The organism is Streptomyces monashensis, assembly GCF_001866665.1.
Taxonomy (GTDB): Bacteria; Actinomycetota; Actinomycetes; order Streptomycetales; family Streptomycetaceae; genus Streptomyces; species Streptomyces monashensis.
In genome coordinates, this window is sequence record NZ_MLYO01000065.1 from 95,939 (window position 1) to 121,632 (window position 25,694).

22 protein-coding genes and 9 pseudogenes are annotated in these 25,694 nt (G+C 68.1%); 14 read left to right on the plus strand and 17 right to left on the minus strand.

Features of this window, described 5'->3' with window-relative positions; all coding sequences use genetic code 11:
- Positions 1-44 precede the first annotated feature (44 nt).
- Both BIV23_RS34850 and BIV23_RS34855 read left to right on the plus strand, forming a co-directional pair.
- Positions 45-560, plus strand: a complete 516-nt coding sequence (locus BIV23_RS34850) for an acyl-CoA dehydrogenase family protein (RefSeq protein ID WP_245790797.1) — start codon at positions 45-47, stop codon at positions 558-560.
- Positions 561-948: 388 nt separating this feature from the next.
- Positions 949-1,956 carry a glycosyltransferase family 2 protein gene (locus BIV23_RS34855; RefSeq protein WP_071384986.1) on the plus strand — a complete coding sequence of 336 codons (1,008 nt, stop codon included), beginning with the start codon at positions 949-951 and terminating at the stop codon, positions 1,954-1,956.
- Positions 1,957-2,018: 62 nt separating this feature from the next.
- On the opposite strand, the pseudogene BIV23_RS53655 reads toward BIV23_RS34855, so the two are convergent.
- Positions 2,019-2,132, minus strand: a pseudogene (locus BIV23_RS53655) (transposase); the annotation flags it as partial.
- Between the two features lie 332 nt (positions 2,133-2,464).
- Here BIV23_RS53655 and BIV23_RS34860 point away from each other — a divergent pair.
- Positions 2,465-3,231 (plus strand): annotated as a pseudogene (locus BIV23_RS34860) (SAM-dependent methyltransferase); the annotation flags it as partial.
- Between the two features lie 427 nt (positions 3,232-3,658).
- Here the strand turns inward: BIV23_RS34860 and BIV23_RS34865 are convergent.
- The 5 genes and pseudogenes from BIV23_RS34865 to BIV23_RS34875 all read right to left on the minus strand — a co-directional run bounded on the left by BIV23_RS34865 (position 3,659) and on the right by BIV23_RS34875 (position 6,988).
- On the minus strand, positions 3,659-4,093 hold the full coding sequence (locus tag BIV23_RS34865; protein WP_071384987.1) for a Type 1 glutamine amidotransferase-like domain-containing protein: 435 nt from the start codon (positions 4,091-4,093) through the stop codon (positions 3,659-3,661).
- 111 nt (positions 4,094-4,204) lie between these two features.
- Positions 4,205-4,634 (minus strand): annotated as a pseudogene (locus BIV23_RS47325) (IS5 family transposase); the annotation flags it as partial.
- Between the two features lie 129 nt (positions 4,635-4,763).
- Positions 4,764-5,093, minus strand: coding sequence for a zinc-binding dehydrogenase (locus tag BIV23_RS52560; protein WP_342746398.1), 330 nt, complete (start codon positions 5,091-5,093; stop codon positions 4,764-4,766).
- An 88-nt stretch (positions 5,094-5,181) separates the two neighbouring features.
- A pseudogene (locus tag BIV23_RS53660) lies at positions 5,182-6,102 on the minus strand (alcohol dehydrogenase catalytic domain-containing protein); the annotation flags it as partial.
- Positions 6,103-6,151: 49 nt separating this feature from the next.
- On the minus strand, positions 6,152-6,988 hold the full coding sequence (locus BIV23_RS34875; protein WP_079173602.1) for an enoyl-CoA hydratase/isomerase family protein: 837 nt from the start codon (positions 6,986-6,988) through the stop codon (positions 6,152-6,154).
- 107 nt (positions 6,989-7,095) lie between these two features.
- Between BIV23_RS34875 and BIV23_RS34880 the strand changes: the two genes are divergently transcribed.
- The 3 genes and pseudogenes from BIV23_RS34880 to BIV23_RS34885 all read left to right on the plus strand — a co-directional run bounded on the left by BIV23_RS34880 (position 7,096) and on the right by BIV23_RS34885 (position 9,215).
- The gene (locus BIV23_RS34880) at positions 7,096-7,488 is read left to right on the plus strand and encodes a winged helix-turn-helix transcriptional regulator (RefSeq protein ID WP_071384988.1); all 393 of its coding nucleotides are present in this window, start codon (positions 7,096-7,098) and stop codon (positions 7,486-7,488) included.
- Positions 7,489-7,523: 35 nt separating this feature from the next.
- A pseudogene (locus tag BIV23_RS49165) lies at positions 7,524-8,332 on the plus strand (IS5 family transposase).
- A 55-nt stretch (positions 8,333-8,387) separates the two neighbouring features.
- Complete coding sequence (locus BIV23_RS34885; RefSeq protein ID WP_071384989.1) at positions 8,388-9,215, plus strand: class I SAM-dependent methyltransferase; 828 nt, start codon at positions 8,388-8,390, stop codon at positions 9,213-9,215.
- Between the two features lie 21 nt (positions 9,216-9,236).
- Here BIV23_RS34885 and BIV23_RS47340 read toward each other — a convergent pair whose 3' ends face one another.
- Positions 9,237-9,725 (minus strand): integrase, encoded by a 489-nt coding sequence (locus BIV23_RS47340; RefSeq protein ID WP_218161902.1) that lies wholly within the window; start codon positions 9,723-9,725, stop codon positions 9,237-9,239.
- 776 nt (positions 9,726-10,501) lie between these two features.
- Positions 10,502-10,663 carry an ATP-binding protein gene (locus BIV23_RS47345; protein ID WP_281250187.1) on the minus strand — a complete coding sequence of 54 codons (162 nt, stop codon included), beginning with the start codon at positions 10,661-10,663 and terminating at the stop codon, positions 10,502-10,504.
- A gap of 265 nt (positions 10,664-10,928) precedes the next feature.
- On the opposite strand from BIV23_RS47345, the gene BIV23_RS34900 reads away from it, so the two are divergent.
- Positions 10,929-11,768 (plus strand): tyrosine-type recombinase/integrase, encoded by an 840-nt coding sequence (locus tag BIV23_RS34900; RefSeq protein ID WP_245790798.1) that lies wholly within the window; start codon positions 10,929-10,931, stop codon positions 11,766-11,768.
- Between the two features lies 1 nt (position 11,769).
- Here the strand turns inward: BIV23_RS34900 and BIV23_RS34905 are convergent, their stop codons facing one another.
- Complete coding sequence (locus BIV23_RS34905; protein WP_071384991.1) at positions 11,770-12,744, minus strand: zinc-binding dehydrogenase; 975 nt, start codon at positions 12,742-12,744, stop codon at positions 11,770-11,772.
- A 98-nt stretch (positions 12,745-12,842) separates the two neighbouring features.
- Between BIV23_RS34905 and BIV23_RS34910 the strand changes: the two genes are divergently transcribed.
- Complete coding sequence (locus BIV23_RS34910) at positions 12,843-13,478, plus strand: TetR/AcrR family transcriptional regulator (protein ID WP_071384992.1); 636 nt, start codon at positions 12,843-12,845, stop codon at positions 13,476-13,478.
- Positions 13,479-13,485: 7 nt separating this feature from the next.
- On the opposite strand, the gene BIV23_RS34915 is transcribed toward BIV23_RS34910, so the two are convergent.
- Both BIV23_RS34915 and BIV23_RS34920 read right to left on the minus strand, forming a co-directional pair.
- A complete protein-coding gene (locus BIV23_RS34915; protein WP_071384993.1) occupies positions 13,486-13,887 on the minus strand; it encodes a nuclear transport factor 2 family protein in 402 nt (133 codons plus the stop codon).
- Positions 13,884-14,319, minus strand: a pseudogene (locus BIV23_RS34920) (zinc-binding dehydrogenase); the annotation flags it as partial. The pseudogene BIV23_RS34920 and the gene BIV23_RS34915, both read right to left, overlap by 4 nt.
- A 65-nt stretch (positions 14,320-14,384) precedes the next feature.
- On the opposite strand from BIV23_RS34920, the pseudogene BIV23_RS47350 reads away from it, so the two are divergent.
- Positions 14,385-14,519 (plus strand): annotated as a pseudogene (locus tag BIV23_RS47350) (transposase); the annotation flags it as partial.
- A 479-nt stretch (positions 14,520-14,998) separates the two neighbouring features.
- Entirely contained in the window at positions 14,999-16,321 is a 1,323-nt protein-coding gene (locus BIV23_RS34930; protein WP_245790799.1) for a S1 family peptidase, read from the plus strand.
- A gap of 276 nt (positions 16,322-16,597) precedes the next feature.
- Here BIV23_RS34930 and BIV23_RS34935 read toward each other — a convergent pair whose 3' ends face one another.
- Positions 16,598-17,560: a helix-turn-helix domain-containing protein gene (locus BIV23_RS34935; protein ID WP_071384996.1), complete on the minus strand. Its 963-nt coding sequence runs from the start codon at positions 17,558-17,560 to the stop codon at positions 16,598-16,600.
- Positions 17,561-17,915: 355 nt separating this feature from the next.
- Here BIV23_RS34935 and BIV23_RS34940 point away from each other — a divergent pair, with 355 nt between their 5' ends.
- Complete coding sequence (locus BIV23_RS34940) at positions 17,916-19,130, plus strand: chymotrypsin family serine protease (RefSeq protein ID WP_071384997.1); 1,215 nt, start codon at positions 17,916-17,918, stop codon at positions 19,128-19,130.
- On the opposite strand, the gene BIV23_RS34945 is transcribed toward BIV23_RS34940, so the two are convergent.
- Positions 19,095-19,433 (minus strand): DciA family protein, encoded by a 339-nt coding sequence (locus BIV23_RS34945; protein WP_079173604.1) that lies wholly within the window; start codon positions 19,431-19,433, stop codon positions 19,095-19,097. The genes BIV23_RS34940 and BIV23_RS34945 overlap by 36 nt on opposite strands.
- A 100-nt stretch (positions 19,434-19,533) precedes the next feature.
- Between BIV23_RS34945 and BIV23_RS53665 the strand changes: the two are divergent.
- A pseudogene (locus BIV23_RS53665) lies at positions 19,534-19,836 on the plus strand (transposase); the annotation flags it as partial.
- 191 nt (positions 19,837-20,027) lie between these two features.
- On the opposite strand, the gene BIV23_RS53670 reads toward BIV23_RS53665, so the two are convergent.
- On the minus strand, positions 20,028-20,252 hold the full coding sequence (locus BIV23_RS53670) for a hypothetical protein (RefSeq protein ID WP_143079172.1): 225 nt from the start codon (positions 20,250-20,252) through the stop codon (positions 20,028-20,030).
- A gap of 521 nt (positions 20,253-20,773) precedes the next feature.
- On the opposite strand from BIV23_RS53670, the gene BIV23_RS34960 reads away from it, so the two are divergent.
- Positions 20,774-21,676 (plus strand): FG-GAP repeat domain-containing protein, encoded by a 903-nt coding sequence (locus BIV23_RS34960; RefSeq protein ID WP_071385001.1) that lies wholly within the window; start codon positions 20,774-20,776, stop codon positions 21,674-21,676.
- Between the two features lie 951 nt (positions 21,677-22,627).
- Here the strand turns inward: BIV23_RS34960 and BIV23_RS52580 are convergent.
- Positions 22,628-22,783: pseudogene (locus BIV23_RS52580) on the minus strand (ATP-binding protein); the annotation flags it as partial.
- A 498-nt stretch (positions 22,784-23,281) separates the two neighbouring features.
- On the opposite strand from BIV23_RS52580, the gene BIV23_RS34970 reads away from it, so the two are divergent.
- On the plus strand, positions 23,282-24,109 hold the full coding sequence (locus BIV23_RS34970) for a polysaccharide deacetylase family protein (RefSeq protein ID WP_342746397.1): 828 nt from the start codon (positions 23,282-23,284) through the stop codon (positions 24,107-24,109).
- Between the two features lie 584 nt (positions 24,110-24,693).
- Here BIV23_RS34970 and BIV23_RS34975 read toward each other — a convergent pair.
- Both BIV23_RS34975 and BIV23_RS34980 read right to left on the minus strand, forming a co-directional pair.
- On the minus strand, positions 24,694-24,897 hold the full coding sequence (locus BIV23_RS34975) for a cold-shock protein (protein ID WP_053659098.1): 204 nt from the start codon (positions 24,895-24,897) through the stop codon (positions 24,694-24,696).
- 389 nt (positions 24,898-25,286) lie between these two features.
- On the minus strand, positions 25,287-25,694 hold a 408-nt coding region (locus BIV23_RS34980), incomplete at its 5' end, for a transposase (protein WP_177240142.1).

Below are 25,694 nucleotides of genomic sequence, written 5' to 3' on the forward strand. Positions count from 1 at the left end.
GGCGCCGTGCGGCGCTGGGGCGGGCGCGAAGACGAACAGCACCGGTGCCCCTGTACCGCGCGGCGTTCGTCCCCACGCTCGCCCTGTCGCTCGCCGGCCCGCTGCTGGGACTGGCCCGCGGCGCGAAGGAGCTGGTGCTGGCCTCCCTCGCGACGGACCGGGGCATTTCGCATACGCACTACGCACAGGCACGCGAGGCACCCTCCACCCAGATGCAGCTCGCCGAGGCGGCATCGCTGATCGACACTGCCACCCTGCACCTGATGCGTGCCGCGGACGATGTCGACAGCTGCGCGGCGAGCGGCCAGTGCATGCCCCTGGTCAACCGGACCCGGGCGCGCATGGACATCGGCACGCTCGCCCGCTGCTCACGAGATGCACTGGACCTGCTGCCGAGCATCCAGGGGGCCCGGAGTTTCGCCGACGACAGTCCGCTGCAGCGCATCTGGCGGGATCTGGAGACCGGTACGCGGCATGCCATGGTCAACCCCGCCATCGCCACCGAGATGAACGGCCGGACCCTGCTCGGCATCGAGGACCAGATCACCCCGCTGATCTGAACGGGCAGCGCCCGACGACGCCAACGCACCCGGGGTCTCCTCCCAGGACAGGACGGCGGGGCAGCAGGAAACGGCGGCCCGCAAGCCACACAGGGCGACGCGGCGTCAGCACAGCGACGCACCATCCGACCGGAACCGGCCATGGCAGCACGCGTTACTACAGCAGCAGGAGATCGAGCACAAGCTTGGCGATCTTGTAACGATGGGCCGCCACCTGTGACACGCAGGACGTGGGACGCGCTGAACACAGTGACCCCGTCGGGGTCACGCCGCCTGCTCTCCGGGCGGAGGTACGCGGGCGGCATCAAGACAGGGGCGGGCCCGTTTACCCCCCGTGGCGGGCCCGCCCCCTGTTCATCTCGCAGCGTTTCGAGTGGAGTTCACGCCGATGATCAGTGTCATAGTCGCCGCGTACGACCTTCAGGGACAGCTGGGGGTCTGCCTGAATTCGATACTGAACCAATCCTTCCGGGACGTGGAGGTTGTCGCGGTCCTGGACCAGTCTGCTGAATGCCCTGCGGGCTTGGTGGAAGACTATGCTCGGCGGGATGGGCGGGTCTCGGTGGTGCGGCTGACGGGCGCCGCCGGCATCGGCCGGATACGCAACGCGGGGGCGGAGCGCGCCGCCGGTGACTACCTGCTGTTCCTGGACAGCGATCACATCATCGGGGGTGAAACGCTTCAGGCGATGGTCGATCGGCTGCAATCGGCAGACGAGCCGGATGTTCTTCTCTTCGGGCACACTCGCCTCCATCGCGGCCGCTCATGGCCCGGTGCCGCCGCCGACCTGCTCGGCCGGCAAGGACGTGAGCCCTTCGCCTCGATGGACCAGCCCGAGTTGTTCGGTGCTCCCGCCTACTCATGGGACCGCTTGATCCGCCGCGACCTGTGGACCCGGCAGGAACTCGCGTTCCCCGACGGCCTCCACGAGGAGGTCACAGTCGTCCACCGCGCCATGCTCGCAGCCGACCGGGTCGCCGTCCTGAAATGGAACTGCGTCCAGATCCGCCGCCGGCACACTCAGCACCCCGCAGGCTCACCGGACGGCACCCACTTCGACGTCTTCGACCGGTACGAAGAGAGCTTCGACTTGCTCGAGGCGCGCGACGCCCTGGACGTCGTGGCTCCCTTTCTCTTCACTCGTATGATCCGTCACTACCTCTTCCTCCTCAATCTCGAGGGATGTCTCTCCCGTTCCGAGCGCCCGCAGTTCTTCCAGCGCGCCAGCGAGCACTACCGGCGGTTCCTCCCCGACGGCTACGAGCACCCCGAAGGTCGGGAGGGTGTCAAGTTCCAACTCGTGGCGAGCGGGAGATACACTGCGCTGGAGGCCGCCAGTCTCCCTCAGCGCGCGCGGAGTTTCGTCTCCCAGGGCGCCGCCGTCCGCGGACGGTAGCCCCGGGCTGGGTGACTTCGACCGTTACTGCCGCCGACAGAGCGGCGCCGCATGTACCGCACCCTGCACCGCCGGGTCAGCGCGTCCACCCAGATGAACGCATACGGTCCGGCGTCCAGCAGCCGGTTGCGAAACGCGGTGGCCTGCTTGTCCAGGTGCCGGGCCATGGCCGAGACGGAGTGCGGCTCGTGACGACCGCGCCTCACCGCACAAGCAGGGCGTGCCCACACCACAAGGCACGGCCCGCCGAGCGACGTGACATCAGCCCGTACTACCTGGCGCAAGCCGCCTGATTCCTCGGTCGTGAGACAGTCGTCATTCCGGGCCGGCTACAAGCGCCTCGCAGGCTGGGAATACGGGTGCAAGGCGGATGGATCGGCTGGTAGCGTCCCGCCGTCTACAGCCGGGCGCATCGCCCCCGCCCCCGAGCAGGTGCATTGTTTGAAGGTCCGACCGAGCTCCTACGCATCCCGTCCCTTCCTCAAGGACTCAAGGAGCCCGTTCACCGATGTCCGACATCACATCGACGACTTCACACGGCGACCTCGCTAACCTCCTGAACCACCCTCGCCACCCGCGCAGCAACCGCTACGACGTCCGCTGGACCATCGAGAACCAGATGGGCCCGCACGCCCTGTGGCTCCTGGAATGGCTGTCCCCCGCGCTCGGCCTCGAGGAACTGCGCCCCGGCGCCCGCGTCCTCGACCGCGGCTGCGGCTGCGGCCGCGCCATGACGTCCGTCTTCCTTGCCCGGGAGCACGGCTTCCGGGTCGTCGCCGCCGACCTGTGGGCCAAGCCCGACGAGAATGCGACGCGCATCGCCGAGGCGGGCGTCGCCCAGCGCGTCCTGCCCGTTTCCGCCGAAGCCCACGACCTGCCTTTCGCGCAGGGCCACTTCGACGCGATCGTGAGCATCGACGCCTACCAGTACTTCGGCACGAACGACCTCTACCTGCCCACCCTCACCCGACTGCTGAAGCCCGGCGGGCGGATAGGCGTCGTCGTACCCGCACTCCGGGAGAAACCGGAAGGCACCGAGCCTCCCGAGCACCTGAAGCCGTACTGGGAGCCGGACTTCTGGGTGTTCCATTCCCCCGCCTGATGGCGGCGCAACTGGACGCGCAGCGGAGCCGTGGAGGTAGAGGCCGCCGACTGGCACCCGACGGCTGGCGCGACTGGCTGCTGTGGAGCGAAGTGTGCGCCGAGGAGAGCCCGTACGAATCGATGACGCGCATGGCCCGCGAATCCGTGGAACTGCTACGCGCCGGTGAAGGCCACCTCTTCCTGCCCCCGCGCTGGGCCGTCATCGGCATGGCAGCCGCCTACGCAGCGTCCTACGCCGGCGGCCTGCTCGTCACCGGGCTCAAGCTGCGCCACCGTTTGGAAGGCCGCCTGGACGGCAAACGGCTCGTGCGTACGTACGGGAAACTCACGGCCGCGGCGGGGGCCGCCGGCGCAGTCGGCTGGGCGGTGGCCCGCATCTGCTCCGGTGCCGTCCCTGCTCCCGTCGTCGGCTCTGTGCTGGCGCTGGCTGCCGGCGGTGTCACGATGCTGGTGCTGTTCGTGCTGCTGGCCCGCCTGCTCCGCGTCTCGGAATTGCGGAGTCTGCCCGGTCTGGGCTGACCAGTAGCCGCAGGGGCGCCGGGCGTATCGACAGATCTTTCTCGCACCGACGCCGCGACCTTGCCGCCCCGGTCCTTAGCTAGAACAACTTCCAGTGGCCCTCGGAGACCACTTCGACGGCGCCGCCGGCCACCTTGATGGCCGTCTGCTCGTCAATCGCATACGCCGGCCCCGTGATCCGGGCCGCCCATCGTTCTGCGGCGGCCATGGTGTTGTCCGGGCACGCCGGATGATCCAGGTGCGGGAAGATCGAGACATCGACGACGCCCAGCGCACGGTCGCCGCCGGCGGGCGGCTTCCAGCCCACGAACTCCTCCCCGACACGGGGGGTCATCACCACGCTCCCGGCGCTGAGTCCCACGTAGACCATGTCGGGCAGCGACGGCAGGAGTTCAGCCAGCCCGGACTCCCGCATCCAAGCGCTGGACTCGGCGATCGGCTTACCCAGGAGATCGACCAGCACATCCTGGATGCTCGCGTTCTTGATACCGGAGTCGGTGAGGAGAAGCTTCATCATGTCCTTTCCAAGGTGCTGGCCGCGCGCGTCAACAACCAGCCGTTCGCCAACGCGTCGCAGCCGCCACCACGTCACGGCTGCAGCAGGAGCAGGCACTAAAAGGTCATCTCATTTGGCAAGCCGGCGGTAGCAGACGAGGGTGCGAGCAATGCTGGTGAAGGCCAAAAGTGCTCGGCTTTGCGCTCGTGGCGACGGTGCAGTCGGCGGCATCCGGCGAGCCAGGCCATGGTCCGCTCGGTCACCCAACGGTGACGGCCCAGCCACCTGGAGGACTCCATGCCCTTGCGGGCGATGCGGTGCTGGATGCCGCGCTCGCGGAGCCGTTTCCGCAGATGAGCGTGATCATAACCCTTGTCGCCGTGGAGCTTGCCCGGCTTACGCCGACGCGGATCGGGGCGGGAGCAGACGGCAGGATGCCGCGCACGAGCGGCTCCAGGGCCTGGCTGCCGTGGAGGTTGGCACCGGAGATCCCCACGGACAGGGGCAGTCCGGTCCGCTCGATGATCAAGTGGATCTTCGACCCCTTCTTGCCCCGATCCACGAGTCGGATCAGCCTGCTCCTCGGCCGGCTCGATGGATGCGACGAGCCGCAGCTACGAATTCGTCCTGAACTCTGGCGGCAGGCAGGGAGTAGTTGCTCATTCTCGTGCTGTTCGCGATGGCCTGGTCAGCGCAGGTCGAGTACAGCCTTCCCGATGAGGCCGTTCTCGACGGCCTCGTGTGCGAGCGCCACGTCGTCGAGGCTGAAGGAGTGCACTGGCAGTGGCGTGAGACCGTCCTCGCGCAGGGCTGCGGTGATCTCTGTGGCGACGCGCAGCAGCGCGTCCTGCGGTTCGGTGAGGAACAGCGCGAACCGCAGCACCAGGTTGGACCGCATGAGCCGGAAGACCGGCAGGGTCGGGTCGTCGGGCTGTGCTGCGTAGGTCACGATGGTTGCTCCCGGGCCGGTGACAGCCAGGTCCAGTTCGAGGTTGTCGGTCAGCGAGACCTCGATGATCCGATCGACAGGCCCCGGCCCCCTCGAGGATCAGCTGGGCGGCGTCGGCGTCGCGGTAGTTCACGACGAGGTCTGCACCCGCGGCCCTGGCCAACGCGGCCTTTTCCGGACCGCTGACCGTCGTCACGATCCGAGCGCCCGCAATCCGGCCGAGTTCGATCGCGTAGTGCCCGACGGCGCCCGCACCGGCCGCGACGAGTACGGTGCGGTCGCGGGGCGAACCGTCGGCATGCAGGCACCAGTGCGCGGTCATCGCTGGGATGCCGAGGCAGGCGCCGAGCTCCTCGGAGATCCCGTCCGGCAGCGCAATGGCCTGTTCGGACGGTACTACGGTCCACTCCGCCGCGGTCCCCCACGGATGGCCTGCGCCGGCCATCCAGATCCACACGCGTTCACCGGTCCGGCTCGGGTCGACGCCCGCGCCGATCGCGTCGATCATGCCGGTGCCGTCCTGGTGCGGAATGCGGCCGGTGTGTTCGCCGACACGCTGGAAGTCCTGCGGGGTGGAGTTCAGCCGCATGAAGATGTCGCCCGGGTTGATCGCGGAGAGTGCGATACGAACGCGGACCTGGCCAGGGCCGGGCCCGGGGCGTTCGATGTCAAGCACCCGCAGCACGCTCTTCGCAGGACCGGGTGTGTCGTAGAAGGCTGCCCTCATCGGTTCATCTCTCCGCTTGGGTGTGGCCGATCCACGGCACTGGCCGGGGAACGCGCACGTCACCACGGTGGGGTCCTTCCCCACGTCGTGGCGTGATTCCTTGGCGGCGAGATTCCCGCCTTTCGAACGGTCGGTTGAGACGGATCGAACGTGCCGCGGATCATCGGCGGGTTCCACCACGCCGGTCCGCGCTGTGGCCGACAGCTGGACCTTGTGCCCCTTTGTGCGTGGGCGAGTTGTTCCCAGACGTGGGTTAACATCGTTGGCCGCGGGCTGACTGGGACGAAAGCGGGTGACGCCGGTCGAGTCGGGGCAGACGAAACGTGCCTCCGTCATGTCGCTCGGTGACATCGGCGCGGACGGGTTCAGTCCGCAGCCTTCCGGGCCCGTGACTCTCGCTCTACAGGCCGGCTGCGACGCTTCGCATGACCGATTCCAGATCGCGCTCGCCCGCAGGGGTCTGCGCACCGTGCTCCAGGGCCCCTGCCATGAGTCGTGCCGGCAGATCCCCGCTCACCAACTCCGCCCATGCATCGTTCTCCGCTCGCAGGCCGTCGGTCAGGTCCGCCGGAGGGACCAATCGCTTGGCGGCGGCGATGAGCGCCGGGGAAAGCGCGGCGATCTTTTCCGCCACCCCGTCGACGAACGTGTCCAGCTCGGCCGCGGGTACCGCACGGTTGATCCACCCGTAGGCGGCTGCGGTGTCCGCATCTACCAGATCGCCGGTGAGCAGCAGCTCCAGCGCCCGGTTGCGCCCGGCCCGCTCGCGCAGGTACTGCGTTCCTCCACCGCCCGGCACGATGCCCATCAGCACCTCGCTCTGCCCGATACCCGCGGTCTCCCGCGCGGCGAAGGTCATGTCGGCCGCCGCGACGAACTCGGCGCCGCCGGCTCGCGCCTTGCCCGCCAGTTTGATGATCGTCACCTGCGGCTGATGGCGTAGCAGCTCGCCGACCCCCTGGAAGAGATTGGCGTCCGGGTTGCGGTCCGCGATCCCCTGCAGCTCGTCCATCTCGTTGAGGATGTGGATGTCTACGTGGGCGATGAAGAGCTCGGGGTTGGCGCTGGAGAACACGATGACGCGGACCGAGCGATCGTCCCGCAGCGTCCCGAGGGCGTCGTGCAGTTCGCGGATCAGGGTTCCACTGAGCACGTTGACAGGGGGGTTGTCCAGGGTGATCCAGGCGACTCCGGCATCGATGGAGACGCGGAGAGTCGTGTACTGGTCCAGGTTCATGAGTGTTCCCAGGTTTGCGGTGAGCCAGTAGGTTTGCAACGCATACCTACCCTGGGCTCCGCGCCGAGGACGGTCAATAACGCACTTTTCAACAACCAAGGATCACCATGGATACCAGCTCCACGTCCCTGCCGCCCCGCAGCATGCCGCGGTTCAGTGCCGAGTGCCCGAGCCGGCCCATCCTCGATCAGATCGCCGACAAGTGGTCCATGATGGTCCTGGCGGTCCTGGAGCAACCGACGCGGTTCAACGAGATCAAGCGACAGTTGGAGGGCGTCACACAGCGGGTACTGACCCAGACACTGCGCAGACTCGAACGCAACGGAATGATCCAGCGCCGGGTGCTCGAGACCTCCCCCCTCGGTGTGGAGTACTCCCTCACACACCTCGGCGAGTCTTTCCGTGAGCCCTTCACCCGTCTGTACGACTGGACGGTCGAGCACAGCGACGAGGTCCTGACGGCGCAGCACGAATACGACGTGCGGTCATTGGGACAGTGAGATGTCATCTCATTTGACTCAGTAAGTTTCCAGTCGTGGCAAGGATCGTTGAGCGGCTGGTGCCGGATGAGTTGTGGGAGCTGCTCCAACGGGTGGTTCCGGAGGCGCCGTCACGGCCCCAGGGTGGTGGCCGGCGTCGGCATGGTGACCGCGAAGTGCCGGCCGCAATCGTCTTCATCGCAACCTCGGGCTGCACATGGCAGCAATTGCCCGCCGTGTCGTTCGGGCCGTCCGGCGCGACGGCTCACCGACGCTTCACCGAGTGGACCAAGGCCAGAGTGTGAGCCAAACTCCACCGCCTGGTCCTCGACCAACTCGGATCCCGCGGCGAACTGGACTGGTCCCGATGAGCGATCGACTCGGTCAACATGCGGGCGATGAAAAGGGGGATCTGACAGGTCCGAATCCTGTGGATCGCGGCAAGTACGGGTCGAAGATCCACTTGATCACCGAGCACACCGGTCTGCCACTGCCAGTCGGTATCTCGGGCGCGAACACGCACGACAGTCAGGGCCTGCAGCCGCTCGTGCGCGGCATCCCGCCGATCCGCTCGCGACGCGGGCCGCGCCGCCGAAAGCCCGGCAAGCTGCACGGTGACAAGGGGTACGACTACCGCCGCCTTCGGCAATGGCTCCGTGCTCGAGGCATCACCCACCGTCTAGCCCGACGCGGTGTTGAAGCCTCCACCCGCCTGGGCCGTCACCGCTGGGTCGTAGAGCGGTCCGTGGCCTGGCTCGCCGGCTGCCGCAGACTCCACCGCCGCTACGAACGCAAAGCCGAACACTTCCTCGCCTTCGCCGCCATTGCCTGCACCCTCATCTGCTACCGCCGACTTACCAAATGAGATGACTTCTAAACGAGTGGCGTCTTCGTGGACAAGCCGAATAGCTTGTGCGCTCGTGACCGATGATCCGAAGAGGCCCCCGAATCGCCACGACCTCGGCCGAGTGTTCAACGAGGTGCCGGAGCTCTACGACCGGGTTCGGCCGGGATATCCCGGCGAACTGTTCGCGGACCTTGTCGGCGTCACCGGCTTGGACGAAGGGTCGTCGGTGCTGGAGGTGGGCTGCGGTACTGGTCAGGCGACGCGTTCGCTGGCAGCGCTCGGATGCTCAGTGACCGCCGTCGAGCCGGGCGCGGACATGGCCGCACTCGCTCGCCAGCGGCTCGCCTCCTTCCGCAACGTCGACGTCGAGAGGTCGACGTTTGAGGAGTGGGACGACCGCGGTCGACGCTTCGATGTTCTCGTGGCTGCGTCATCGTGGCACTGGGTCGACCCGTCGACCGGCTGGCAGCGAGCGCACGACGTGCTTTCTCCCGGAGGTTGGATGGCGCTGCTCGGCCACGTCGTTGTCCGCCGGTCGGGAGAGCCGGAGGTGTACGCAGAGACCGCCGATCTGCACGAGCGGTTCTGCCCCGGGAACCCGGGCTGGGGTCATCCACCGCTGGAGGACGAGGTGCGCACCACCAACGAGGGTTGGGGCCTGGTCGACGATCCCGGAGGATTGTTCGGCCCGACGATCGTGCGATGGTATCCAACCGTTCAGTGGTTCAACGGAGACGGCTTCGCCGATCACCTTCGCTCATTGTCGCTGTATCGCAGGCTCGACCGGGATGTCCGTGAGCCTCTGCTCGACGCCATCGCCGAGCGCATCCGCACGCGAATGGGCGACCAAGCGCCACGCCGTTATCTGAGCGTCCTGCGTGTCGGACAGCGTGCCAAGTGAGGCCAGTGCCCCTTCTCTGCACTACGAGATGCGGCCCGCGATCTCGCGGAAGGTCGGGATCCCGAGGTTGATGGTCGTAGCCCGATGCCGGCGGTAGTCGAGCTGAGAGAGTTCGTTCTCGGTGGCGGCAAGGCTGACGCGCAGCCCCTCGGCCTCGCCGAGCCAGCCTTCGCGTTCGGCCTCCGCGACCCGCTCGCGCAGGTTGCTCCGGATCTCCTCCAGACGGAGCCGCTGAGCAGGGTCGACGCGGAGAACAGGGCAGCGGACGCACCTGTGTTCAGGCTGACAACTGGTGCCGTAGGCGCGACCGCAGTCACCCAGAGCGACCTTCCTCCGCTCGAGTTGGCCAAGGAACTCCTCCCACTCTGCATCGGTTAGGGTGCGGTATTCCTCACTGGGACGCAGTGCCCGGCGGCGGGCGATGAAGGCCCGGTGACCGTTGATCGCTTCCTCGGGATAGACCGCTAATGGTGCACTCGGGTATTGGAACTCTCGGAATGCCTCAGCCACGGGTGCCCGCAACGCCAGTCACAGGTAGTCGAAGAAGCGGGTCCACCACGTCGGGGGTTGCTCAGGCGGGTAGTAGGAGATGAGGTCGCTGGTCCAGAGCGGGTGCTCTGAGATGGACACGTAACGAGTGCTTCGAGCTCGTCATCGATTCTGTTCCGGTCCGTGGCCTGGAAGAGTTCGCGTTCTTCGTCTTCGTCGTAGCTTCCGGGGTTGCCGAGCGTGACCGCTGCCAGGCTCCCGAAGTTACTGACGGTCACCATGATGTGTTCCGCGCTGTCAGTTGCGTTCTGCGGGATCACGATCATCCCGTGGTGGCTTGCGTCCTGGACGTTCCGATCAACGGTGCATGTGCAGTGGAACCGCTCGTCCAAACGGGAAGCGAGCTGCTCAAACCGTGCTCGGGCGGCCGCATGGTCGTAGCTGTGGGGGAACTCCATGTGGTCTGGGTCGTCGAGTTGCCTGAGCAGTGCCCAAGTGCGCTGGTCGTCAAGGGGCATGTACGTCTTCTCCTTACTGGTGGCGGGTGTCTCGTTGGCTGATCTCGGCCGCGTAGGCGGCCCAGTCTCCGGCGGCGGCTCGCTGCCATTTGACGGCGACGGTGATATCGATGCCGAGGGTGCGGGCGAGGACTGCGGCGGGTAGCTGGGCGGCGAGCTGGAACAGGGCAGTCGAGCGGGCTTCTGCGAGCCGGATGCCGCGTTTGTGTCGGTGAACTTCGAAAGGTGACCCAGTCCTGGTCTCCGAAGTCGGACCCCCGGTCCGTTAGTTGATGTTGTTCATTCCCCGGGGTTGGCCGGTGGAATCCGTCCGATGTCGCGTCCGCGCATGCGGTAGGAGTCGCCCTTCATGGAGATCACTTCGGCGTGGTGAACGAGGCGGTCGATCATGGCGGCGGTGTCGTCGCCGAAGACCTCTCCCCAGCGATCTGGGGCTGGCACTTGTTCCCTCACAAGAGTTGTAGCTGCCACCTGGCCGTATCCCGCTCCTGAGGTCCTCGTTGGTTCTCGCGGTAGCAACCTAGTTTTCAAGGTGCTGCCTTGACCGTTCAGGTGCGAGGAAGGTGTGCCGGTGGCCGAGGCCAGACTCCAGGTCATCGCGGGCGGGGCCGTCCCGCAGGAACCGCTGGCGACGGACCCGTGGCAGTTCCAGAGCACATGCGTCGACGCGTTCGTCGCCTCCTGGCGGGCCCGCGGGTTCAGCCCCGTGACCATCGACAACGACATCGGCCTGCTGGAGCGAACCCTCGCGGCTGTGGGCCGACCCGCGTGGGATGTGACGCCGGAGGACATCGACCGTGTGGTCGGCGACCTCGCGGTGAAGGGCCGGGCGACGTCGACCCGGCGCGAGTATGTGCGGATCTTCAAGGGGTACCACCGGTTCCTGCAGGCCCGCAAGGCCGCCGAGATCGAGGCAGCGTTCGGTGTCCGGCTGGTCTGCCCGGTCGACGAGTTCAACGCCTCCCGGCATGTCGGCGACGACACCCCGGCCCTGGTGCCGCCGCCGACACCGGAACTGGTAGCGGAGTTCTTCGGCTTCATGAAACAGCGGATCGCGACCGCGAGGAAGTACGGGCCCGAAGTCCGCGACTATGCGATGTTCCGGACCCTGTATCACGCCGGCCTCCGCTCGGAGACGGCATCACTGTTGGACAAGCCGGATGTGTACTTCAGCTGCGGCCCGTTCGGCAAGCTCCACGTCCGCTTCGGCAAAGGGGCTCACACCTCTGGACCGCGGCCCCGCTGGGTGCCCATGCTCGACGGCCTGGATCTGGTGCTGCGATGGTTCCTGGACGACGTGCGCCCCAAGTTGCCCGATTCGCCAGTGCTGTTCGCCGACGAGTCCGGCGGAGCCCTGCATCGCGGAACGATCCGCAACCGGCTGCGCTATCTCATGGAACTCGAAGGGCGGCCCGCCTCGGAGCGGTTCAGCCCGCATGCCCTGCGGAGGGCCTGCGCGACCCACAACCACGAACGCGGCGTCGACCTGGTGGCCATCCAGCAGATGCTCGATCACTGGACGGTCAGCTCGACCGGGCCGCAGTAGGTCACGGTGTCAGGACGATACGCCCGAAGACCTCGCCGGCATCCATCCGCCGGTGGGCGTCTGCTGCGGCTTCGAGCGGGAGGACGGCGTGGACGACGGCGCTGAGGTCGCCCCGCGCCGCGGTCTCGAACTGGTCGGCGCGTACCCGGGCCAGGTCAGCTCGCGGCACCGTGTCCAGACTGAAGGTCGCGACTGACACCGACTGCCGGAACCGGCCCAGCAGCGCCGACCCAAAGTCCGCCGGAGGAGGCCCGGCGACGAGGCCGACCAGCACTAGTCGACCATTGGGTGCGAGCCGCGCGAGGAACGAGGGCAGCGCTGGCCCGGCGACGATGTCGACGATCACATCGAAGTCGCCTGGCTCGGGAGCGCGCGTACTGTTCCCGTCACGGTCGAGCACGTGTGTCGCGCCGTACTCCATCAGCCGCTCGCCCCGCTCGGCTGACGACGTAGTCACCGCGACTGCACGTGCGCCGGCTCGGGCTGCGCTCTCGACGGCTGCGATGCCGATGCTGCCGGCCGCGCCACGGACCAGCACGGTCTCGTCCTTGGCGAAGTGCGCCCGCTGCAGGGCGAAGTGCGCCACCGGGGCCGCGCTGCCGAGTGTCACCGCGTCGACGGGCGTCAGGCCGGCGGGAAGTGCCGTGACGTTCTCGATTCTCGCGACCGCCTGCTCGGCGTAGCCGCCAGAGACGCCGGTGAACGCCCAGACGCGTCGGTTGAGCCACGACGCCTCGACGCCCGCTCCCACGGCCGTGATCGTCCCAGCCACCTCGCTTCCCGGCACCAGACCGTCGCGAGACATGGCCGGGCCGAGTGCGCCCAGCGTGCCGCGCCGGATCACCGCGTCGACTCCGCCGACCCCGATCGCCGCGGTCCGGATGACGACCTCGCCTGCGCTTGGGCTGGGGACCGGGACATCGACGACCTCCATGCCGTCCGGGCTGCCGAAGGTACCGATTGAGACTGCTCGCATGCATCGCTCCTGGCTGGTTCGAGCCGGTTGGCTCCCGTACGATCGAACGTAACGGACGCGTGCGTCCACTTGCTGTTGTGAGAGAGATCGCCTGAAAGATGACTCACCTGCTCCGTGTCGACGCGAGGGAGAATCGCGACCGTGTCCTCGCCGCGGCCCGGGAGCTCTTCGCGGCATCAGGGCTGGAGGTGACGATGCGACAGATCGCCCGGCGTGCGGACGTCGGGCCCGCGACCCTGTACCGCCGGTTCCCGACGAAGCAGGACCTGGTGCTCGAGGCGTTTGAGGAAGAGCTCGCCGAGTGCAGCTCAATCGTCTACGACGGCACCGCCGACCCGGATCCGTGGCGCGGGTTCTGCGACGTCGTCGAGCGCATCCTGCTCCTCAACGCGCGCAACCAGGGCTTCACGGACGCCTTCATGTCGGCGCACCCCGACGTCGTCGACCTCGCGGCACACCGCGAGGAGCTGGGCCGCGTCGTCTCGACCATCATCCGCCGCGCGCAGGCTGCAGGTCGACTACGTCCGGACTTCGTGTTCGATGACTTCGTCGTCATCCTCCTCGCCGGCCGCGGACTCACCGCCGCACCCGCCTCCGCGCGCGACGCAGCAGCACGCCGTTTCGCGGCTTTCGTGATCGACGGCCTCCGCGTCGCCGGCACTGAGGCAGGCACCCGGGCCAGTAGCGCGGAGGGAGAAGGAAGGTCCAGACCGCGACCACACCCTCGATCGTGAAGAGCCCCTATAGGGCGTTGTCCAGCGTCAGGGTGAGCTCGGCGATCTGCCACCTGCCGTCGGACCGTCGCAGGCTGAACGTGTAGATCCCGGTTGAGATTATCTGGGTGCTCTCGCCGGTGTTCCTCGTCTGCAGCAGATGGGCCCGCACCTCGGCGGTGGCGGCGTTCGTCGTCGTGACCACGACGTTACCAAGGTGGTGCCGCACCCTTCCGGTCTGGGCCGTGTGCCCGTCACGGATGAAGTCGAGCACCGCGGCGCGTCCGGCGACCGGGCCGAGCATCCCCTGTCCGGGCATCGTGAAGGTCCAGGTGGTGCCTTCGGTCAGGACCGTTTCCAGCTCGGGCACATTCAGCTCGTCCAGGGCGTGGGCGTAGTTCGCCACCGCCTGCTGGAGTTCGGCGATCACGAGGCCACCGTCAGCACGATCTTGCCTTGGATGTGGCCCTGCGCGGCTCGCGTGTGTGCGCTGACCGCTTCGGACAGCGGGTAGGTGCTGTCCACCCCGACCTTGAGTTTGCCCTCGTCGAACAGGCGCCCGATCTCGGCGAGCTGGGGGCCGTTGGAACGTACCTGAATGTTCGAGACGGTGATGTCCAGACGCGCCGTCTCTTCCGGGTCGTACTGAGCGAAGAACACCGGAAGCATGGTGCCTCCGCGCTTGAGCACGGTCAGGAAGCGTGAGCTGTCCGGGCCGCCGACGGTGTCGATCACCAGGTCGGCACCGCTGACCACGTCCGTACTGCGTCATGCTGTAGTCGATGAACTCATCGGCGCCGACCTTGCGCAGGAACTGCTCGTGCCGACTTGAAGCCACCGCGATGACGTGTGCCCCCTTCCACGTCCGTTGTGCTGGGTGGGAAGTTGGCCGCGGTCCGGTGTGATCTGGAGGACTTCGCGGCGGAGATGTTCGAGCCGTTCGCGCGGGCGGATCAGCGTCGCTGGGGCGAGGTGTATGTGCGGGGGCTGCTGCTCGATGGGCGGCGCAAGTCGGTGGAACCGATGGCCGCCTGTCTGGGAGAGGACGGCAACCGGCAGGCCCGCCGCAGTATTCGCCGGCACACCCACCCGCCGGGCCGACGCCCGCAAGGTCCTCGGCCTTCTCCTTCGACGAGGTACGCGGTCGACACACCAACAGGCCACAGCAGTGATCCGCAGCCGGCACTTGGCGGTCGGGTCCTCCCAGGTCGAGACGTACGAGGCCGCCAGGAACGGCATGCTGGCCTCCACAACGTCAGGTTGCCCGTCGCGAACATCCGCCGGCGGCCGAATCTCCGCCGACGACACGGCAGGCCCCATCCAGGTCGAGGTCGTTGGGGAACTATTCGGGCAGCCGGCCGGAGAGCAACAGACGCCGTGTGCCTCAGCCCTGCGGCTGCCGATCGGGAACCTTCCCTCGCCCACCTGATCACAATTTTGTCTCACGAGCCTGCCGTAGGAGCATGTCCGCGTCACAATGGCTCCAGCAGAAAGTCAGCGGCCATATGAAACACGCTGCACGTCACAGATGGGTGGCATTCGTGCTGCCGACCGCGGCCCTGGCCGCCGCAGTCCCGTTTGTCATCCCCTCACTCGCGGGCGCCTCTCCTACGCCGGCCACACAGGCAGCCACGCGGATCGACGAACGCCAGCAGGTCCTCGACGCCATTGCCGGCCGGATCACCGAAGGGCTCTCCGAGTCCGGCCGGGCGCGCATACCCGGCTTCGCCGAGGTGGAGGTCGACCCCGACCATAACCACCTGCGCCTGTACTGGAAAGGCGCACCGCCCCAGCGGGTCAAGAGTATCCTCGCCCACCTCCCCCACGGAGTGACCGCCGAGGTCGACCCTGCCCGCTATTCCAGGGCCGAACTTCACGCGGCCCGCGTGAAGTTGCTGAACAGCCTGGCCTCCATGAAGCTGCGAGTCGAGGGGACGGCGGACCCTGTCCGCGTCACCAGCATCGCACCGGCGGTGGACGGCAGCGGCCTGGAGGTCGGCTACGACAACGCCGCCCGCACGGCGAGCAGTCTCCTGACGAGCGGACACGGCAAGACGTTGCAGCAGGTCGCCACGGCAGCCGGCCGCCTGTCGGGAGTGCACGTCGCCGCGATCCACCGGCTGCAGAGCGTGGATCTGTCCTCCCGGCAGCAGGACAGCTCCCCCTGGACCGGAGCCTCGGCGCTGAAAAACCCACTCGGCGGCATCTGCTCCGGCTCTTACGGCGTGAAGAACGCCCAAGGCCAGTACATGCTGACGTCGGCCTACCACTGCGGCCCCGGCCCTGAAGGCCAGTGGACCACCTGGTGGGGCGGCGACCTCATCGGCACCACCGACGCCACCCAGCGCTCCCCGCAAGACGACGTGGTCGGCATCAAGCTGCCCTCACAGCGCGTCAGCGGCCGGCTCTACGACGGCCCCGCAAGCCGCACCGACGGCTACGCCAAGCCCGTCATAGGCTGGGGGCACAACAACGTCGGCGACTACGTGTGCACCGACGGCGCCAACGGCGGCGTGCACTGCGGTGTGCGCATTGCCCAGACCGACATCGGCGTCACCGGGCCCAACGGCATCTACCGCCCCGACGTCGACCTCGCCTACGCCACCTCCGCCACGCCTGGCGGCGTCGCAGCCGTCAACGGCGACAGCGGCGGCCCGGTCTTCGCCAGCGTCCGCAACCACACAGCCGATGAGGCACGCGGAATCATCACCGCCCTCGACCGGACCATCACCTGCCCGCCTGCGTACAACCCCGGCACCGTCCTCGACGGTCAGCGCAGGACGCCCTGGTGCCTGGCCGGCGTCTACTACGTACCCATCGGAAAGACCCTCAACGACATGCACTGGACCCTCGTCACCGGGTGACCCTTCACAGGCCCAGAGCCGCAGCGGGGCCGAAAACGAGACAGCCGACACCGACCGCAGCGGCCGGCTGTCCGTCCCGGCCCGAGCACCGCTGAAGTCCAGCACCCCACGCGACCCGGCCGCCTCGGCCGCCTTCATCAGCGTGGCCTCCACCCCGAGCCGAACACCGGCGGCCCGGTGTGGAGGCCGCCCTCATCGAGGCGGGAAGCCGAGGGAGGGCGGGAAGGCGAGTTCGCAATCCGTCAAGCGAAGAGGTCGGCTCGGCCATCCGTCTGGTCAGGTCCGGTGCGGCGGCACCCACACGGTGACGTCGAACAAGATCTCGCGTGGCGCGCCGGACGCCGTACGCAGCACGGCTTTCACCCGGAGCTCGGCCACGCGACGGGCGGCTGTGAGCGCGCACACGACCTGTCCGGGACGGATGCCTTTACCGGCGAGCGTCACTCCGTAGTCCTGCTCGCGTGCGCACGGCCAGAAGCCGTCGGGACGACCCGGCGGGAGCACGGCGATGTCGTTGTCCGCCACGCCGTGCAGGGCGTGGTCCTGGGCGCCGAACCAGATGTCTGCCGTGGCGGGTCCCGGCTCGGGCCGTACATCCCAGTCCGCGGCCATCGAGTCAAGGTCGGCCACCTGCCCGGGCCTCAGGGTCAGCGTGTCGCGCCGGCGCACGGGGGCAGGCGCACCCTCTGGCAGGGCGGCGGCCGCGTGCGGCGACGCCGATCCGGCGGACACCGTTGGCCGAGCGCCGGACGCCCCGCTCAGCCCCGCCAGCAGCGCGGCGAGCAGCACTGCGGCGGCTACCGCCCAGGCCAGTCGGCCGGCCCGCGCCACCCGTCGCCAGAGCGCCGTCAGCGGACGGCGGCCAACGGCGGGCCGATCGGAGACACCGGTTACGGGGACGGGTTTCGGCTCCCGGGCGGCTTCCGACGCCGGGGTGGCCTCCCACGGCGAGGTCGGCGGCGCAGCCGGAGGCAGTATGGCGGGTGGTTCCCCGTCGGTTGCGGGCCGGAGCTGCTCCCACCGCCGGCGCCACAGCTCCAACTCCCCGCCGCACGCGGTCACATAGCCGGAGACCACCTGCCAGCTCGGCCAACGCCTGCCCCGAGCGGCCTCCGACAGCGCGCTCGCCGAAACGTAGGCCAGGCGGCTCATGTCCCGGTAAGCGGGCCTGCCGGCCTGCTCGCGCAGCTTGCGCAGTTCGATGGCGAACACCGCGACCGGACCCTCGTGTGCGCTCACCGGTAACTCGGGCCGCCCCCGTCTGCTATTGCCCGTTCCTTCCGTCAAACCCGCCTGCTCCCCTGTGAGTTCGGATGTGCGTTCTCAGGGTGCTCCTGAATTGACCACGGTCAAATCGTCGGAAGCGGGAGGCTGGTGGTCAAATGCGCCAGGCAGTGGAATCACCGGCGTCCCCCGTACACACAGCGGATGAACAGATTGGACGCGCATGCGCACTTCACCCCTGCCGTCACGCGCGCGACTGCCACGACCGTTCGTAAGCGCGGCAGCACTTTGCACCGCACTGGCCCTCGGAACCGCCGCCCCCGCTCCCGCCTCCGCGAGCGCCGACGGAACATCGGCGAGACCCCGTCCGATGGCCGAAGCCGCCGTGACGCAGCTGTCAGCGGAAGACCTCGGCGCGCGCCAGCAGCCCCTGCTCGACGCCATGCAGCGGATTCAGGATCTGGCCGGCCCGCAGACGAGGCTCGGCGAGGCCGGCTACTCCGGTGCCGAGATCTCCGTACCGCGGTGGACCGTCACCCTCTACTGGCACGGAGCACGGCCGGCCGTGCTGACGTCCCTGGTACGGCGACTCGGCCGGACCGTCCCGGTAGAGGTGGTGAGCGCCGGCTACAGCGAGCGGTCGCTGCTGACGGAAACTCGGCGGATCGCCGTCCGGCTGCGGGCCCTGCGGGCGGCTGGGATCAGCGTCACCCAGGTCGGTCCGAGAGCGGACGGAAGCGGCGTACAGGTGGGCGTCGACTTCGCCGCCTCGCACGCCCACGCCCGCCCGAACGGCTCGATGCAGGAGCGGATCCCGGCCGCGGCCCGCCTGATCGCTAGCCACGCTCCCGGGTCTGTCCCGGTGACCGTCTTCGACGGGCGGTCGAACGCGTCGGCGGCCGGCAACCGCATATCCGACGTGTCCCCGTACAAGGGCGGCGCACGCATCGTGCGGGCGGGGAACGTGATCTGCAGCACCGGCTTCGGCGTCGTCAGCGGCAACACGCACTACATGCTCTTCGCGGCGCACTGTGGAGGCATCAACACCTCCTGGCAAGTCGGGGACTTCTACGCCTCCGGCGGCAAGGCGATGGGGCTGGAAACCGTCCGCGACCCCTCCTACGACACCGGACTGATCAAGGTCGACAACAACCAGGCGACGATCTACGACAAGGGATACGACTCCTCCGTCACGGAGAAGGTCGTCGGGTCCCAGTCGGTGGTGAAGGGCACGTGGACCTGCCAGAACGGAGCGACGAGCGGTGTCATCTGCAACACCGTGGTCGACGACGTACTTCAGACGGTGTCCTTCGACAACGGTGCGTTCACCGCGCAGGACGAGAACGTCGCCCACAACGCCAACACAAAGTTGCAGTCGAACGCAGGCGGTGACAGCGGTGGCCCGGTCTTCGTCAACACTGGCACCAAGGGACAGGTGAAGGCCGTGGGCACCGTCAGCGGTGGGTACGACAGCGTCTCCTGCGCCAAGAGCGACGACCCCGATGCCACGCCCGTCTGCTGGAACCACCTCGACTTCGCCGACCTCAACTCAAACCTCAGCCGCTGGAGCGTGCACCTCTCCTGACTCCAGGAGCAGCCTCCGGCCCGCGGTCACCGGCCGGAGGCCCATGCCACTGCCCGGTGCCAGAACGCGCCGTTCCTTGACCGTTTCCTGGCAGGTCTTGGTGTTGGTCCGAGTGATCAGTTGCCTGCCCAGCAGGCGCAGCTGGGTGGCGTGAGCCGGGAAGACGGGCAGCAGGTCCAGCTGTCGGGTGGCCGGCTCGTAGTGCACCCGCTTGACCTTGCCGACCAGTTCGGGGGCGATGTCGGCCCAGCGGTCGATGACGCTGCCGGCAGCGGCCGGGGCCTCCCAGGCCCGCTCGGTCACCAGGTTGTCGATCGTCGCGGCGAACGTGATCGGGTCACAGCCACCGGTGCGCCGCGACGGCCGGGCGCGCCGGGTGGCAGCACCGCCTCCTGCCGCGTCGACGGGCCGGTTCTTCGCCGCCGCCTTGACGGCCTGGAGTGCCACCCAGGCCAGGTCGGCCGCGCGGCTGGCCCTGGTCCAACTGCCGAAGAACTACCGGCGCGGGCGACAGACGCTGATCCGCTGCGACTGCGGCGGTGGCATGCATGAGTTCGTGGCCTGGCTCGCAGCCCGCGGGCGGTGGCTGTCGTACTCGGCCGGGATGACCAACACCGATGCCATCCACCAGGCCGTCTTGAAGATCCCGGCGTCGGCGTGGAAACTGGCCGACGAGCCGGACGGCGAGATCGGTGACGGCGCCTGGGGTGAGTGTGCGCTGACCAACGGTGGTGGGCCATTTTTCTCAGAGATGGTTGGCCACCGCGGTCCCGTCTTCGTCGCGGAGGAGGTTGCGAACCAGACCCCGCTCAAGTCGGCCGGGAAGCGCCGTCGTTCGGAGCCGGCCTGATCCGAGAGAAAGGTCCTGACCCGCCGGACGGGGCGGCTCAGCGGCACCTAGGGGTGCTGGAACGTGACCTCCGGGTAGGCCCGGGAAGGGCCGTCGAGGAGGGGCCGCGGAATCCCCTTCAGCTGGAGGTCGAAGAAGTCGCCGACGTAGGCGCGGGTGATAGCCGCCGCACGCTCGGCGGCAATGGTCTCGCCCGGGAGGGGGGTGTCCGCGGTGCGGACAAGCCTCGCCTGGGGAACCCTGGAGGTAGGGGTGGCCGATCGTTGGCTCACGCCGAGTCGGCGCGCCATTTGTCAGCGGCAATGCAGAAAGACCCGAAACCGACAAGGCGGACGCCGCCTCGCTGTTCACGTGCCCGGAAACAGGGGCCCGTCCGCCATGAGACCGCCGTCGACCCGGAGAGGATGTGCCCGGTGACGTAGCGCGCCTTGTCGGAACCCAGGTAACGGAAAGCCCCGGCGATCTCTTCCCGGACACCGCCGCCTTGGTGATGCGGAGGTCGTGACGGTGTGCCCGCGGCAGGCGGGGGGTGGCCAGCGTCCGGTCGAGGCGGGGGTGGAGATGGAGCGGGTTTCCGACCTGGCGCAGGCGGTGGTGGCCGATGGTGGGGCCAAGCCCTGCGAAGCGGCCTTGGCGGCCCTGCCGCAGTGCCGTCCAGGCGGAATTGTGCGTTCCGTGCGCCACCGCAAAACCACTGGGCCAGAGGTGCAAAGATCCACACAATGATGCGAGTGCTCCCCACGCCCGTGCAGGGCGCACCGCCTGATTCCCGCATACCTCATGGAGTTCATACGTGACCCAGATCTCCCGGCGTGCACGCGCACTGACGCGTCTCGTCACCTCGGCGATCGCCGTCGCCCTGGTCGGTACCGGCACCGGCACCGCACTGGCCGACGCCCCTGCGACGACCGGTCCGGCGAAGAACGTCGCCCGAGGCGCCACCGCAGCCGGGCAGCGCAAGCCCACCCCCGCCGCGCCGTCCTTCTTCCTCTCCGGGATCCTGCCGTCGGGCCAGATGTACGTCTACATGCAAGACGGTAAGGGCGGCTTCGACGACCGGTCGGGCGCCTACGTCTGGCCGCACTTCAGGTACGGGGCGTCGGTCGACCCCGATCTGACCGGCTACCAGGACGGCGCGTACCACGTCATGGACGACGGCACGCTCAATCTCTGGCGCAGCGGGACCCTCAAGAAAGTGGCCGCCGGCTGGGGTGAGTACAACGTCGTCTTCTCCCCCGGCACCCTGGGCGGTGCCAAGCACCCCGACCTGCTGGCCCGCGACAAGCAGGGTGTCCTCTGGCGCTTCCAGACCCGGGCGGACGGCACGCTGGCACCGCACGTCAAGGTCGGCCCCGGCTGGGACCAGTTCACTCAGATCACCGGCCAGGGCGACCTGACGGGCGACGGTAGGCCGGACATCCTCGCCCGGGACAAACAGGGCGTCCTCTGGCTGTACAAGGGCACGGGCGATCCGCGGAAGCCCTTCGCGTCCCGCGTGAAGGTGGGTTCCGGCTGGAACCAGTTCAACAAGTTGGTGGCCACGGGGGACGTCGACGGCGACGGCCACAGCGATCTGCTCGCCCGCGATCTCCAGGGCAACCTGTGGCTGTTCAGGGGGACGGGCAGGACGGCCGCGCCCTTCAGGTCCCAGGTCAAGATCGGCACCGGCTTCAATCAGTACCGCGACCTCTTCTAACGCCCCGTGCAGGGGCCTGACGGGCCTCTGCACGGATTCCCGCGAGCGCTTCCGTGGCTCCGAGCCCAACCCCAGCAGCGCGGCCTCCACGGACCGGCGGGCGCTTGGGGCGGCAGACCTCGACGACGCGTTCACCAGCGTCTTCCAGGAAATCGGCGTGGCCGGCGCCGTAACTGCCGGTTCCTTCGAGTGCCCAGCAGCGGCGGCCGGGTACGTGCTGGCGGGCGGACTCCAGCAGGCGTCGGTCTCCCAGGACGGCGCCTATGGGGCTGACGGCCGCTGCGGCGAGGGTGTCGCGGTGGGTGTCGACTCCGATGACGCCGTCGACGTGTTCTGCAAGCATGGTCACGCGGTTGTTCTCCTCCGGGCGGACGGGCCGTGGTCGACGTCGGCCTGGGTGGAGTCACTACCTGGCGGAACGGTGATGAGTCACGCCGGAAGGCGGACAAGCTGCTGATCAAGCCAACGGGTGGGCCAGGCCGGCGCTCGCGTCCGGCAGACATCTCGGAGGCACGGCAGCGCCTGATGGGGCGCCAGTTATCTGACGAGTCATGCCCGATCACGAGCGCCGAGCCTGGCAGCAACCCATCCTGGGCCGCAGAAGAACTCTCACAGTTATCTTCTTCGCGGTCCTGCAAGGGGACCACTGGCCTCCCGGCCCGGCATGGCTGTTCCCCCCTGCCGAACGCATGACCTGGGGGTGGTGTCACCGGGCTCAAGAGACGCTGTTGGAGACGCCGATGAGAGGAATGACGGGGCGGCACGCGCGCGCCTCCAAGCCGTCAGCCGTCCCGATCCAAACAGCCTCCAACGCCCGCCCCTCAACGGCGAACCGGGCCTGCAGAGTGCGCACTGCGGTGAGTGCGGGATAGGTGTGTCCACCCCTGCCCGCCGTTCGGAGACGAGTTCGTCGAGGTCGCCCGCCTGGGCCTCGGCGAGCTGACGCATGGCTGAGTCATCGAGGATGGGTCGGACGGGTTCGCGGATCCGTTTCTCCCAGGTGCGGTCGCCGTGACCGCCGGCGAGGTCGGCGAGGATGCGGCTGGTTTCGGCGAAGCGGACGTGGGCGCCCTGGCGGACGGTGAGGTGGCCGAGGGCCGGAGCGATGTGGGTGTTGGCCTCAAGAACCGGCTCGCTGTCATCGAACGAGACCGCGACGACGCAGCCTGAGCCACCACCGCGTCAGATCCGTCATCCGAAGCAAAGATCAACGTTCTTGTCGATGCACACATGAAGCACGGCTGAAAGGGCAGTTCGCCGAGTTGAAGGACGGCCCGAACACGCCCGCCCCGGCAGACGGACGCGTATGACATGCCGCTTGGCCCCTGTCGGCTCCCAAGACCAGGAAGCTGCGCCCCCTGGCCCTCCCGCACACGGCATGATCTCCCCCCGGCCACGACGCCATCCGAGCCGAACCGACGGTTCACATGACGGTCAGGCTCACCGTCCCACCGACGACAGCTCCGCACTGCGTACTGAATTCACACCTGGCGATTATCGGTTTTTATACGCGATCAGGTTAAATCCTCAGTGGATCATGGTCATGAGGCAACAGGGGTCGGCGCAATGCAGCGGTATACGGGTCGGGGCCGGTGGTACCGGCCGGTGACGGGAACGGTCGCAGCAGTCCTGGCGATCGGCGGGTGCAGCTCGAGCAGCGGCAGCGGAACCAGTCATGCCGCTGCCACCTCTGCCTCGCCCAGCGTCGCCGCCAGCACCGCGGCCAGTGCTCGTGACACCGCGCTCTGGCACAAGTGGGGCCTGTCCCCGCTGCCGGCCCCTCCGCAGCCGCCGGCCGACAAGCCGGTGAAACTATCCGCCACCGGAGCCGTCCCGGTCTTCACTCACCTCCCGACGTCGCAGAAGGTCGTCTTCATCACCGTGGACGACGGACAGGAGAAGGATCCGAAGTTCATCGAGATGATGCGGGATCTGCAGATCCCGATCACCATGTTCTTGATGAACGACGCCATCAAGCCGGACTACGCGTACTTCAGATCCCTGCAGGCGCTCGGCAACCACATCCAGAACCACACCTTGCACCACCCCGTCATGAGCACCATCCCCCTGGCCCGCCAGAAGGAGGAGGTGTGCGGTGACCAGAAGATCCTCACCAAGGAATACGGCACCGCACCGCTGCTGTTCCGCCCGCCGTACGGCGCGTACAACAGCAACACCAAAATCGCGGTAGGCGAGTGCGGACCGCGTGCGATCGTGTGGTGGCGAGAATCCATGCAGATCCGCAACATGCAGTACCAGGCAGGGGACAAGAAGCTGCATGACGGTGACATCATCCTGGCCCACTTCCGCGGGCCTGGCGAACTCAAAGGTGCCACGATGACACAGATGTTCGCCAACCTGCTCAGGCGCATCCAAGAGCAGGGATTCACCGTAGCGCGCCTGGAAGACTACATCCAGTCACCAGCCGGATGATCCCCGACAACTCAGCCACCCTTGGCCTGCCCGGCCGGGCAGGAAACGGAACCACAGCGGACGGGCGCCATCCGCCCGCAGCCCGGCGGATCAGCCGCCGAGGCAGTCGCGCCGACCTCGCGCGCATAGCCTCCACCAAGATCTGCAATGAGGAGGAGCGGCTGACCGTCCGCGCTGCATCCGGCACGCGGCCAACAAGCTCGGTCCCGAACTGCCGCTATGCCTGCCCGGTGAGCCGCAGCAGTGCGGCCGGCCCGTGCGGCAACACGTCATCGCGTGATCGGCCCACCTGAAGGCGCTCTCTCACCACCTGATCGAGCCGGCGACGCCGTCCGAGGCACGCGGTGCGCACGCGGCGGCTGGCCCGATGTATCAGCGGCGCCTCGCCGAACTGCGGACGCTGAGCGCTCTGACATGCAGCCCTCAGTGAGCTGAACGTGCGCGCCCGTCTCGTCACCCTCGCCGGGGACGGGCCGCCGCAGAACCCGCCCAACGGACACACCTCCCAGGCGCAACCGGCGGGCGGGAACGAAGAAACCCCAGCCAGGCTGAACCCATCGGCCGGGACTTCTTTGCATGCGGCATTACGCGGGGCGGATGTTCTCCGCCTGCGGGCCCTTCTGGCCCTGCGTCACGTCGAACTCAACCTTCTGGCCTTCCTGGAGCTCACGGAAGCCCTGGCCGGCGATGTTCGAGTAGTGGGCGAAGACGTCCGGGCCACCGCCCTCCTGCTCGATGAACCCGAAGCCCTTTTCCGCGTTGAACCACTTCACAGTGCCCTTGGCCATGCGCCTGTCTCCTTCAAGGGGACTTGTATCGGGCCCCGCACCGCGCGGGATCCGGAGGTGATCGCCCTGGTCCGGAGAGGCGTTGAACAGCAAAAACGCCCGCGATGGCGATCACGGGCGAACGGAACTTCGGAACCACGACTGCTGAGACCGACGCTACACCGAGCGGTGGAGCTCGGCCACACAGAACCACGACCCCAAGGCGCCCCCAGCGGGTCGTCCAGCCGCCACGGACAGCCGTCCCCCGAGAGCGCCTCACCTGCCGGTGGGCAAGGCTGAGGCCATGGCTGAGCGTCGCGTGATCGTAGATCCGCCCGGCGAGGGTGGCGGCAGGGTCACGTCCGCGGGAGTGGTGTATCGACGGCCACTCGGCGATCTCTTCTTTGAGGCTATGCGGTGAGTTCCGTCGGGAGGACGGTGTCGTCGGTTTCTGACTCGATCGGGTGGAGGTGAGCCTTGGCCAGCAGGTCGAGTCCCATGTATCGGCGGCCTTCGGTCCACTCGTCGTTCTGCTCGGCCAGGACCGCGCCGACCAGGCGGATCAGGGCAGTGCGGTCGGTGAAGATGCCGACGACGTCAGTGCGGCGTCGAATCTCCTTGTTGAGTCGTTCCTGGGGATTGTTCGACCAGATCTGCCGCCAGATCTCGCGCGGGAACGCAGTGAAGGCCAGCACGTCGCCCTGGGCGGCGTCCAAGTGGGCTGCGGCCTTGGGGAACTTGGCCTCCAGGGCATCGAGGACATGCCGCATCTGGGCCTGGACGGCGTCGGCGTCGGGCTGTTCGAAGATGGTCCGCAG

Coding starts and splice junctions, on each gene's coding strand:
- BIV23_RS34855 (WP_071384986.1), top strand. CDS start 949: ATGATCAGTGTCATAGTCGCCGCGTACGACCTTCAGGGACAGCTGGGG.
- BIV23_RS34865 (WP_071384987.1), bottom strand. CDS start 4,093: ATGAAGCTTCTCCTCACCGACTCCGGTATCAAGAACGCGAGCATCCAG.
- BIV23_RS34875 (WP_079173602.1), bottom strand. CDS start 6,988: ATGAACCTGGACCAGTACACGACTCTCCGCGTCTCCATCGATGCCGGA.
- BIV23_RS34880 (WP_071384988.1), top strand. CDS start 7,096: ATGGATACCAGCTCCACGTCCCTGCCGCCCCGCAGCATGCCGCGGTTC.
- BIV23_RS34905 (WP_071384991.1), bottom strand. CDS start 12,744: ATGCGAGCAGTCTCAATCGGTACCTTCGGCAGCCCGGACGGCATGGAG.
- BIV23_RS34910 (WP_071384992.1), top strand. CDS start 12,843: ATGACTCACCTGCTCCGTGTCGACGCGAGGGAGAATCGCGACCGTGTC.
- BIV23_RS34940 (WP_071384997.1), top strand. CDS start 17,916: ATGGCCGAAGCCGCCGTGACGCAGCTGTCAGCGGAAGACCTCGGCGCG.
- BIV23_RS34975 (WP_053659098.1), bottom strand. CDS start 24,897: ATGGCCAAGGGCACTGTGAAGTGGTTCAACGCGGAAAAGGGCTTCGGG.